The organism is Halobacillus halophilus DSM 2266, assembly GCF_000284515.1.
In the GTDB taxonomy this organism is placed as follows: Bacteria; Bacillota; Bacilli; order Bacillales; family Halobacillaceae; genus Halobacillus; species Halobacillus halophilus.
In genome coordinates, this window is the sequence record NC_017668.1 from 3,930,118 (window position 1) to 3,942,246 (window position 12,129).

Below are 12,129 nucleotides of genomic sequence, written 5' to 3' on the forward strand. Positions count from 1 at the left end.
TTAAAACAATCCATTCTGCTTATTTTTATTATAGTAAAAAAAGACTGGCCCATCGGGGTCAGTCTTTTTTATCTCCTTCTTATATCACCTGGCGGTCCCAGTGACGATGGGCCGCTACTGCTTCGGTGAATTTACTTACAAATTCAACACCATTTTCTTCTGCCACCACGCCTGGTTCCTCCAACAATTCATTATCTTGCAATAGCTGGATTCCTTCATGCGTAGCACCAATTGGCTTGAAGTGTGTGAAGGCTTCGTTTAGATAATAAGATACTTTCTTCCTGAATGCCTTACTCTGCTCGCCGCCTCCTGCAACGTAAACAGCATCCAACAGTACAGGATCAACCGTTGTAAACGTATGATCAACGGTAAGTTCCGTACCATCTGCGCCCTTCAGAGTGCCCTGACGGGTGCTGATCACTACAGGAGACATTCCTTTATCGGCCAAGCCTTCCAGTACATTCGTCACCTCACTGCCAGCAAAATTGTCAGCCACAATGACGCCAACTACTCGAGTATCCGGTTTGAATACTGTATTTTGCTGACTTAGCGCTGGAGAAGATTTAGTTACATCGGATCCGCCATGTTCTGGTGGGGTAATTCCGATATTTTTGGCAACTCCTTGAACCAGATCAAGACTGACGTTTGAGAACATTTCAATCACTTGCTTTCTAACGGAGTCACTTTCTAGTTTACCCAGTTCGAAACTGAAGGCTTGAATCAAGTGATCTTTCTCCGGTTCGCTCATACTGTTCCAGAAAAGAGTTGCTTGAGAAAAGTGATCTTTAAAGCTGACACTTCTTGCGCGAATTTTGCGCCCTTCTACCTTCTCGTGATAATGCTCATAGCCGCCTTCTTCTGGAGCTGCAGGCTCTGGCGTATTCTGAGCCAGAGAGTTCTTGTGATAGCTGACCTGTCCTGTATTAATCGTCTGGCGGCCATATCCATCTCTCTGATTGTTAAAGAATGGGCAGACTGGACGGTTAATTGGAAGCTCGTGGAAGTTTGGTCCTCCGAGTCGAATTAACTGAGTATCCGTATAGGAGAATAAACGACCTTGCAGCAGTGGATCATTCGTGAAGTCAATGCCCGGTACGACATGACCCGGATGGAAAGCCACCTGCTCCGTTTCAGCAAAAACATTATCCACATTACGGTTTAATGTTAATTTACCGACGATTTCTACCGGTACATCTTCTTCCGGCCAAAGCTTCGTCGGATCGAGAACATCAAATTCGAATTTATCCTCGTCTTCTTCTGGAATGACCTGTATTCCTAGTTCATATTCCGGGTAATCTCCATTTTCGATCGAGCTGTAAAGGTCACCACGGTGGAAGTCTGCGTCCTTACCGGAAATCTTTTGAGCTTCATCCCATACTAAGGAGTGAGTACCCAGCACCGGTTTCCAGTGGAATTTCACGAAATGAGACTTACCTTCCGCGTTAACCAACCGGAACGTATGTACTCCGAATCCTTCCATCATACGGAAGCTTCTAGGAATGGCACGATCAGACATGGCCCACATTACCATATGAGCGGATTCCTGATTGTTCGCTATGAAATCCCAGAATGTGTCATGAGCCGATGCTGCCTGAGGCATTTCATTATGAGGCTCAGGTTTTAAAGCGTGAACTAGATCAGGGAATTTAATAGCGTCCTGAATGAAAAATACAGGGATATTGTTACCCACTAGATCGTAGTTTCCTTCTTCCGTATAGAATTTAGTAGCGAAACCGCGAGCATCGCGTACCGTTTCAGAAGAACCGCGATTACCAGCTACTGTAGAAAATCTGGTGAATACAGGGGTTTTCTTAGATGTATCCGTTAGGAAATCTGCTTTTGTATATTTTTCAAGAGATTTATAGAGTTCAAATTCACCATGGGCGGCGAATCCTCTTGCGTGCACAACACGTTCTGGAATACGCTCGTGGTCAAAGTGCGTCATCTTTTCACGGAAGTGGAAATCTTCCATCAATGTTGGACCACGTTCTCCAGCTTTCAAAGAGAACTCGTCCTCTGACATTTTGAGACCCTGGTTTGTCGTAAGGTGCTTACCTGAGTCTTCTCTGCGATAGTGCTCCAGCTGTTCGTCTTTACTCTGCTTATCTACCTTTTTCTTATCACTCATTAAGGTTCCTCCTTAAAATGATTATAAAAAAACATTTCTTATAAACTCCACATAACTATTACCCCACCATCCGTCTGTTAAAACTTTCAAACTGAGATATTTTCTTCAATAGAATTAGTACACACAATGGAAGCGTTGTTATAAAAGGGTTATAGTATAGGGCCCGATTGTGGAAGACTCGAGTTCGAGATATTGTGTGGAGAAAGAGCTCCAGGGAACGGCTCGCTTTCCGCGGCCCTGCACGATGCAGGGTCGTTCGATGTTGCCACAGGACGTGGCGATCTTAGTCGAACATCCCTTGTGGTGAGCTTCCTCGGGCTTAACAGCCCTGCGGGATCTCACCGATCATGTTCATCCCGCAGGAGTCTTCGCCGTTCCCTTCCGCCCCTTTGGCGATCATGGAGCGCTCAAAATCCTGTACGTAAATGTCTTCATATGAGGAAGGATAACCTATGTGATCAACGCTTCATACTAAGTCTATACAGGGGGTAAAAACCGCTGTAGAAGCATTTAAGATGATTTAAATTTTTCACTTTTTCTAATGGCAGAGTCCGTTCGCAAATTTATAGTTGAGTTGGTGGGGAAATGGTGAGACTCCCGTGGGAGAAGGATCTAGGGGAGACCCCACAGGGAGTGAAACGACTGAGGAGGCTCATGGTAAAAAGGAGGATCGACTAAAGTCGCCACGTCCTGTGGCAACGTCGATCGACCCTACGTCGTGCAGGGCCACAGGAAAGCGAATTATTTCCCCACCAATCCTTATTCATCTAACGTAACGGACCCATTTATCTCGAAATCAAGTCTTCAGCAATCGGGAGCTTATCTGTGGAATACATATTTTGATTTATTAGATCCTTCTAAAAAAAAGAGATGCCTCTATGGTATAGAGACATCTCTGATCATTTTAAAGTTATGGCAGTTGAGTGGAGCCCATCATAAATCGATCGCACTCACGCGCAACCTCGCGTCCTTCATTAATGGCCCATACGATTAGACTCTGTCCGCGACGCATGTCACCAGCGGCGAATACACCTTCCACGTTGGTCGTGTACTTCCCATACTGGGCAGCTACGTTCGTTCTAACCGTCGTTTCAATTCCAAGCTTCTCAATTAAGTCCTGTTCTGGACCACTGAATCCAATGGCAAGCAAAACAAGATCGGCTGGCCAGACTTTTTCTGTACCAGGTATTTCTGTCCTTACTTTATTGCCTTCGTCGTCAAAGGACAAAGCCACATCGATGGTGTGAACCTCTTTTATTCTATTATTCTCATCCCCGACGAATTTCTTTGTCATTACGGCATAAGCACGCGGGTCGTCACCGAATTTGGCTTCCGCTTCTTTTTGTCCATAACCTACTGTATGAATAATCGGATATTGAGGCCATGGGTTTACTTCGTTATCACGTTCTGACCCTTTTTTATCATAAATATCAAATTGGGTCAGCGTCTTGCATTCATGTCTGACGGAAGTAGAGATACAGTCTGTCCCTGTATCACCGCCGCCGATAACGATCACATTTTTATCTTTCGCACTAATGTAATTTTTATCTTCGTGGTTTGAATCCAGCAGACTCTTTGTATTTGCATAAAGGAAGTCCATAGCATAATGGATGCCCTTCAATCCGCGGCCATCCACTTCCAGGTTCCTGGGAGTAGTTGCTCCTCCACAAAGAATTACAGAATCATACTCTTCATTAAGACGGGAAACCGGGTAGTCTCTTCCTACTTCGGTGTTCGTTTGAAAACGAATCCCTTCCTCTTTCAGGATATTCACTCTTCGCTCTACAATTTCATAAGGAAGCTTCATTTCTGGAATACCGTACGTTAGTAATCCGCCTACGCGGTCACTTCGTTCAAATACGGTAACCCAGTGTCCAGCTTTGTTAAGCTGGGCAGCTGCGGCCAGTCCTGCAGGTCCAGATCCTACTACAGCAACGCTTCTTCCAGTTCGCTTTTCCGGCGGCTCAGGTACGACCCAGCCTTCAGCAAACCCTTTCTCAATAATCGAACGCTCGACGGATCGAATAGCTACAGGTGGTTCATTTATACCCAGCACACAGGCCCCTTCACATGGAGCCGGGCAGGCAAACCCCGTAAATTCAGGGAAGTTGTTCATTTCGTGTTCTTTCTTTAAAGCTTCTTTCCACTGACCTCTGTAGACGAGATCGTTCCATTCAGGAATTAAATGATAAACCGGACAACCGGTGGTCATGCCTTTAACTTCCATCCCTGAATGACAAGTAGGTACGCCACAATCCATGCAGCGTGCCCCTTGTTTTTGTGCTTCCTCGTCTGACATGGGTAAAGTATAATCTTCCCAATCTTTCGTTCTAGTTGCCGGATCACGCTCAGGTATCGACTGACGCTCATATTCCATGAATCCAGTAGACTTTCCCATCAGATCTCCCCCTCTGTTGTTATTTTACTGTTTCTACTGGCTTATTACTTTCTTCAAATGCTGTCATTTCAGCATCAAATTTCTCCATGCCTTCTTCTCTTAAACTCTGGATACGTTCCTGCATAGCAAGATAATCCGCCGGTATGACACGCACAAACTTGGAAACGAAGGCATCCCAATTATTCAGAATCCGCTGGGCATTTGTGCTATTGGTATAAGTCATATGCTTCTCGATCATTTCATAGAGTTCTTGAATTTCCTTAGAGTCCGTCAGTTTTTGAGTATGAACGAGTTCATGGTTGCATTTTGTCTCAAAAACTTCTTCGGTTTCGTCCAGCACGTAAGCGACTCCGCCAGACATTCCGGCGGCGAAGTTGCGGCCCGTTCCCCCAAGAACGACCACTTTCCCACCTGTCATGTACTCACATGCATGGTCTCCTACTCCTTCAACGACTACTTCTGCTCCACTATTACGCACGCAGAAACGCTCACCTGCAAGTCCATTTATATAGGCTTCTCCACCAGAAGCTCCATAGAATGAAACGTTCCCGATAATCGTGTTTTCTTCTGGAACGAAAGTAGATCTAGGAGATGGATGTACAATGATTTTACCTCCGGACAATCCTTTTCCGACGTAATCATTGGCGTCCCCGACGAGTCTAAGCGTCATTCCTTTCGGGATAAAAGCGCCGAAGCTCTGGCCTGCTGAGCCCTTAAAGGTCAGACGGATGGTGTCTTCTGGAAGACCTTCCGCTCCATATTTGCGAGTGATTTCACTTCCCAATATGGTTCCGGTAACCCGGTGAATATTTCGAATGGAACCTGTTCCTTCAACAGGCTCACCTGTTTCAATCGCTTTTTTACAAAGTGGAATCAGTTCTTCCACGTCGAGTGTTTTCTCAAGACCGTGGTCCTGTTTTCTAATCGCATAGCGTCCATAGTTATCAGGTACAACAGGCTGATAAAGAAGGGCTGATAAGTCGACACCTTTAGCTTTCCAGTGGTCAATTGCTTCGTTCGCCTGCAGCACATCGGTACGACCGATCATTTCATTAATCGTACGGAAACCAAGCTCCGCCATTAATTCTCTTGCTTCTTGCGCGATAAAACGCATGAAATTCTCCAGGTGATCCGCTTCACCAGTGAATTTCTTCCGGAGCTCAGGATCCTGTGTCGCTACTCCTACTGGACAAGTGTTCAGATGGCATACACGCATCATGACACAGCCTAATACAACAAGCGGGGCTGTAGAGAATCCATATTCTTCAGCTCCAAGCAAGGTTGCCACGACTACATCGCGCCCTGTCATCATTTTTCCGTCCGTTTCCACGACAATCCGGTCACGAAGACGGTCGAGTACAAGGGTCTGGTGCGTTTCAGCAAGACCGATTTCCCACGGGAGACCCGTATGCTTAATACTGGTCCTTGGAGCCGCTCCCGTTCCCCCGTCATAGCCGCTGATTAAGACTAGATCTGCTCGTCCTTTAGCTACACCGGCTGCGATCGTACCAACTCCGACGGCTGATACTAGTTTCACACTTACGCGTGCTCTAGGATTCGCATTCTTTAAATTGTAGATCAATTCTGCAAGGTCTTCGATTGAATAAATATCATGGTGCGGCGGAGGTGAGATCAACTCAACACCAGGTGTAGATCCGCGTACTTCTGCAATCCACGGATACACTTTTTTACCAGGAAGGTGTCCGCCTTCTCCGGGTTTTGCACCTTGAGCTATTTTTATTTGAATTTCATCTGCGTTGACTAAATAGTGACTCGTTACCCCGAAGCGTCCGGAAGCTACCTGCTTAATGGAGCTTCGGCGGGTATCGCCGTTGTCATCAGGAGTAAAACGATCCGGATCTTCTCCGCCCTCTCCCGTGTTACTGCTTCCGCCGACACGGTTCATAGCAATCGCTAACGCCTCATGCGCCTCCTGGCTGATCGAACCATAAGACATGGCACCTGTTTTAAAACGGCTGCAAATATCTTCGACCGATTCAACTTCTTCAATTGGCACCGAAGGACGACTCTTAAAGGACAACAAGCCGCGCAGCGACTGCAGATTATTATTCTCATCTGTCAGCATGTTGGAATATTGCTTGAAAAGATCATAGTCATTGCTTCGGCATGCGTGCTGAAGTGTAGCAATCGTTTGCGGGTTATACTGATGATCCTCTCCGTTCTCACGGTACTGGAATTCATCTCCCGCTTCTAACTTACGGTTGCCTCCACGGTTTTCTGTATAAGCTTTCTCATGTCTCATTAATACTTCTTTTTCAATAATATCCAGTCCAATTCCGCCAAGACGGGACGCTGTACGCGTAAAGTATTTATCAACGACATCCTTCTGGATACCGACGGCTTCGAAAATTTGGGCACCGCGGTAACTTTGAATCGTGGATATGCCCATTTTCGAAAGCACTTTAATAATTCCGTCTGTTGCGGATTTAACGTATGTGTGTACCGCAGCTTCATAGGAGTCTACCTGTATATCACCGCGGTCTACAAGGTCGCGGATCGTGTCATAGGCCAAATAAGGATTGATCCCTTCAGCTCCATAGCCTAATAAAGCGGCATGGTGGTGAACTTCTCTAGGTTCTCCGGATTCGATCAACAGACTGACTTTCGTCCTCGTTCCTTGACGGATTAAGTGATGGTGAAGACCGGACACAGCTAAAAGAGCAGGTATAGCGGCTTCCCCTTCATTAACGCCCCTGTCAGACAGGATGAGAAGAGTCGTCCCTTCTTCTACAGCTTGATCAGCCTCTTCAAACAAACGATCCAGGGCCTGCTCCATCTTGTTTTCTTTTGCTTCAAATAAGATGGATAAAGTGCGGGCTTCAAATCCTTTTAATGACTGCTGACGCAGCTGTTCCAGTTGACGGTTCGTTAACACGGGAGTTTCCAGCCTGATCTGGCGGCAGCTGTCCGGTTTCGGCTCTACTAAATTCCCTTCAGCTCCGATCGTGGTTTCTACCATTGTAATTAATTTTTCACGAATGGCGTCAATCGGCGGGTTCGTCACCTGTGCAAACAACTGTTTAAAATAGCTGTATAAAAGCTGTGGTTTTTTAGATAGAACAGCAAGCGGTGAGTCATATCCCATAGAACCTACAGGATCCTTCTGACTGGATACTAAAGGAACAATAATTTTATTTAGTTCTTCTGTTGTATATCCAAAAGCGAGCTGCTGATCGATCAATGGGTTTACTGGACGGTGTTCTTCCGTTGGTTCCGGTAAATCTTCCAAATCATACTTATGGTTGTCAATCCATTCCTGATAAGGATGTTCTCTAGCAGTTTGGAGTTTGATTTCTTCATCCGGAATAATTTTGCCTTCTTCTAAGTCCACGAGAAGCATCTTCCCTGGGTGGAGACGATCTTTATACAAAATATCGTCCGCAAAGATATCCAGAGCCCCTACCTCTGAACCAAGCACAATCATTCCGTCTTTTGTGACGTAGTACCTTGCCGGTCTTAAACCATTCCGGTCCAAACAAGCACCAATTTGCTTTCCATTGGTGTAAGCAAGGGCTGCAGGGCCGTCCCATGGCTCCATTAACGTACTATGGTATTCATAAAAGCTCTTTTTATCTTCATGGATGGTATCGTCATTTGCCCATGGCTCAGGAACCATCATCATGGCTGTATGAGCAAGGGAGCGTCCTGATAAATAAAGAAATTCAAAAGCATTATCAAACATAGAAGAGTCACTGCCCTCTGAGTCAATGATCGGCAGAATCTTCTGGAGGTCCTCTTCACTGAAATACTCAGAACTGCAAAGCTTCTGACGTGCTCTCATCCAGTTAACGTTACCTCTTAATGTATTAAATTCCCCGTTGTGAATCGTAAATCGGTTCGGGTGTGAACGTTTCCAACTCGGGAATGTATTCGTACTAAAACGGGAATGGACTAAAGCCAGAGCCGTTTTAAAGTCGGGGTGGTTTAAATCTATATAGAAGGAATCCAACTGTTCTGGAATCAGCATCCCTTTATAAACAATCGTATTGGAAGACAGACTGCTCATATAGAAATCGTCGTAGCCTTCTTTACCAGCTATCTCAATTTCCGCACGCTTTCTAATAATGTACAAGCGGCGCTCCAGGTCCATTTGCGTCTTGATATTTTCTGAAGGCGCAACAAACCCCTGGCGGATGAATGGTTTCGTCTTCTTAGCATCGTCCCCCACAAATGAATCATTGATTGGTACAGTACGCCAGCCTAAGAAGGTTTGTCCTTCCTCTTCCACAATTCTTTCGAAGATGCGCTTGCATTCCATTCGAGTATCGTGATCTTCTGGAAGGAAGAACATCCCAATTCCATACTCTCCCGGTTCCGGTAGTTCAATATCTTCTTTCTCACACTGTTTTTTAAAGAAGTAATGAGGGATCTGGGTTAGAATTCCAGCTCCATCACCAGTACTGATATCAGCGGATTGTCCTCCGCGGTGTTCCAGGTTACAAAGTATAGTAATCGCATTTTCAACAATGCTGTGACTTTTCGTTCCATCAATATTCGCAATCATGCCTATGCCACAAGCTTCATGTTCATTCTCAGGATGATAAAGGCCCTGCGGTACAGGGTAGCCGTTTTTTTGCATATTCATTCCCCCTAGCGGACTTATTCTTGTAGGTCAAAAGTAGAAATTAAAAAATTCTGTCTTTTTAGTTTCTTACAAGTATATCATGAAAAATTAGATGATTCACGCTTTCGTGACAGTATTTGCGTATATTTTCACAAAAATGAAACCTTTTAAAATATGCTTGAACACATTCATTTAGATAGTGTAAGCGCAATCATAAACCTTTGTATTTCTTGAAAAATTTTCTTAATTTTTTTACGATCATCACCCTTTTTATTGCCTTATTGAACAAGAATTTTGTATATATACACCTCTCACCGGATGAATATACACTTTAAAAAATAAAGGAGTTTCACGATGTTTTTTCGAAAGCAGTAAAAAGAGAAAGGAGACGTTACAATGAGCCAGCTGAGAATCAGAGACTTTGGAATTGATATAGGAACACTAAGTACGGGAAGACGTAACGCCATCACGGATGTAGAAGGAGTCCGGGTAGGACATTGCACATTAAGTGAAAGAAGTACTCAAACAGGAGTTACAGCCATCCTGCCGCATGAGGGGAATATTTTTAAAGAAAAATTAATAGCATCCAACCACATTATCAACGGGTTCGGAAAAACGATGGGAACGGTTCAAATGAATGAATTGGGGACCCTGGAAACTCCGATTCTTCTGACTAATACATTGGGTATCGGGACGGCTTCAGAGGCATTGATTGAATACATGCTCGAACGAACCCCCGAGATTGGGCGATCGACGGGCAGTGTGAATCCTGTGGTGGGAGAATGCAATGACATGATCTTAAATGATATTAGAGACCTATCCATAGAAAAGGAGCATGTGGTCCAGGCACTGGAAGATGCATCCTCCGAATTTCCAGAAGGAAGCGTGGGAGCAGGAAGAGGCATGGTTTGTTATTCGTTAAAAGGAGGTGTGGGTTCTTCTTCCCGCCTGGTTGAACTCCATCACGGCACCTATACGATCGGGGTCCTCGTTCTCACTAATTTTGGACGTATGGGTGATCTGCTAGTGAATGGCAGGCCTGTAGGGGAACAGTTGAGCCGGCATGTCGAAGTTTCAAATGAGGCTGACAAAGGCTCGGTGATGGTGGTGGTGGCTACGGATCTTCCTGTTTCTGAAAGGCAATTAAATCGTATTATTAAACGTTCGGTCACCGGTCTCTCCCGCACAGGATCCCTGATTACGACTGGAAGCGGCGATGTCGTTATAGGTTTCTCGACCGCTGCTAAAATCCCATATAAAGCAGACACACCTCTCCTTTCTTTTCAGACCATTCACGAAGAGGACATAGATGAAGCCTTTCGTGCTGTAAGTGAAGCTACTGAGGAAGCCGTCCTGAACTCACTGATTACAGCAGATTCCGTCACAGGCAGGGACGGTAACAAGGCCCAGGCTCTTAGGTCCTTACTCGAAAAGTATCCAGTCACACTATTATAAAACCGTGCAGTACTAAACATAAGCTCCCATTACTTGAAGACTCAGTTTCGAGATAGTTGGGGTCCGTTGCAAACAATAGATGAGGGCGGCTACGGAAACAACTCGCTTTCCTGCGGGGAACTGGCAAGCCTCCTCAGTCGTTAACACTCCTTGTGGGGTCTCGTCTAGCTCCTTCTCCCGCGGGAGTCTCGTCGTTTCCTCCGCCACCCCAACGATATCTAGTGAACGGACCCTGCTATAGGAAACAGGAGCCATACTGCATCAGCCTCAAATGCTTCTATAACAGGGTTCATACACGTAAACAAACATTAAAACTCAAGGTGGATTATAGATGATCCTGGTTCATTGGAAGGTGTTTATTCAGAGAATTTCGAGCGCTCCATGATCGCAAAGGGGCGGAAGGGAACGGCGAAGACTCCTGTGGGATGAACATGATCGGTGAGATCCCGGAAGGCGTAGCCTGAGGAAGCTCACCACATGCCCACGGAAAGCGAGTCGTTCCCTGGAGCCCCCTTCTCCACTCCATATCTCGAAACCGAGTCTTACAGTAACCGGCCCTATTGTTTAATAAACTTCTTACGTACTATCAACATTAAATTTAACAAGACCAGCAAAAAAGACCAGTTCCTATGGCGGACTGGTCTTTTTTGTTTATGCAGCTTTGTGGTTGCGATCATCACGACGACGGTGATAAATCACATTAATTTCAGCACCCACCATTAAGATAATACCGGTTAAGAAGAACCACAGCATTAAAATAATGATACCTCCGAGACTTCCATACGTAGCTGAATAGTTGGCAAAATTACTAACATAGAAAGAAAACGCAAGAGAGATGATCTGCCATAAAGCAGCCGTAATAATGGCTCCAGGAAGAATATGCTTAAATGGTATGTTTTTGTTCGGGGCGAAATGATATAAAGCCATTAAAATTGCTCCAATAACTAATACACTAATCACCCATCTCAATAATTGAAAGATAATAACCGTCTGGCTTGGCAGGTTAAATGTATTATTCATAAAGTTGATTAACACATCGCCAAAAACAGGAAGAACGAGCGCCACTACAATGGCTAAAATCATACCAAGCGTTAATACGATGGATAACAACCTTACTTTAATAAAAGAACGAGTTTCTTCTACATTGTAAGCCTGGTTAGCCGACTGGATAAACGCATTTACTCCATTGGAAGCCGACCACAACGTACCGAGAATACCAACCGTTAAGAGCCCGCCTTTAGGCTGCTCGACAATACTGATAATATTTTCACGAAATACTTCTGCCGTGTCACTAGGAATAACCTTACCAAGAGCATTAATGGCGGTTTCTGCTTCTATGTTCATATAAGGAAGAATCGAGAGCAGTAAAATAATCATAGGAACTATAGCGAGTAAGTAATAGTAGGCCTGGGCAGCACCCAATATCGGAATATTATCTTTTTGAAACTCATGGACGAGCTCTTTTACGTAACTGACTAACTTTTTCATAAAAAAATAATCCTCCTGTCTAACCATCCTTTTAGTATCCTTTCCCCTTTCTGGAAGATTATTAACCTTATAAAT

At 44.9% G+C, this 12,129-nt stretch carries 5 protein-coding genes; 1 reads left to right on the forward strand and 4 read right to left on the reverse strand.

The features are described 5' to 3' along the window. Positions 1-79: 79 nt before the first annotated feature. The 3 genes from HBHAL_RS19245 to gltB form a co-directional block, all read right to left on the reverse strand. Positions 80-2,128, reverse strand: a complete 2,049-nt coding sequence (locus tag HBHAL_RS19245) for a catalase (RefSeq protein WP_014645202.1) — start codon at positions 2,126-2,128, stop codon at positions 80-82. A gap of 910 nt (positions 2,129-3,038) precedes the next feature. After that, complete coding sequence (locus tag HBHAL_RS19250) at positions 3,039-4,526, reverse strand: glutamate synthase subunit beta (RefSeq protein WP_014645203.1); 1,488 nt, start codon at positions 4,524-4,526, stop codon at positions 3,039-3,041. Positions 4,527-4,545: 19 nt separating this feature from the next. Beyond that, positions 4,546-9,126, reverse strand: a complete 4,581-nt coding sequence (gltB, locus tag HBHAL_RS19255; protein WP_014645204.1) for a glutamate synthase large subunit — start codon at positions 9,124-9,126, stop codon at positions 4,546-4,548. A 381-nt stretch (positions 9,127-9,507) separates the two neighbouring features. Between gltB and HBHAL_RS19260 the strand changes: the two genes are divergently transcribed. Next, positions 9,508-10,566: a DmpA family aminopeptidase gene (locus HBHAL_RS19260; protein WP_014645205.1), complete on the forward strand. Its 1,059-nt coding sequence runs from the start codon at positions 9,508-9,510 to the stop codon at positions 10,564-10,566. Positions 10,567-11,217: 651 nt separating this feature from the next. On the opposite strand, the gene HBHAL_RS19270 is transcribed toward HBHAL_RS19260, so the two are convergent. After that, on the reverse strand, positions 11,218-12,054 hold the full coding sequence (locus HBHAL_RS19270; RefSeq protein ID WP_014645206.1) for a YihY/virulence factor BrkB family protein: 837 nt from the start codon (positions 12,052-12,054) through the stop codon (positions 11,218-11,220). Between the last annotated feature and the right edge of the window lie 75 nt (positions 12,055-12,129).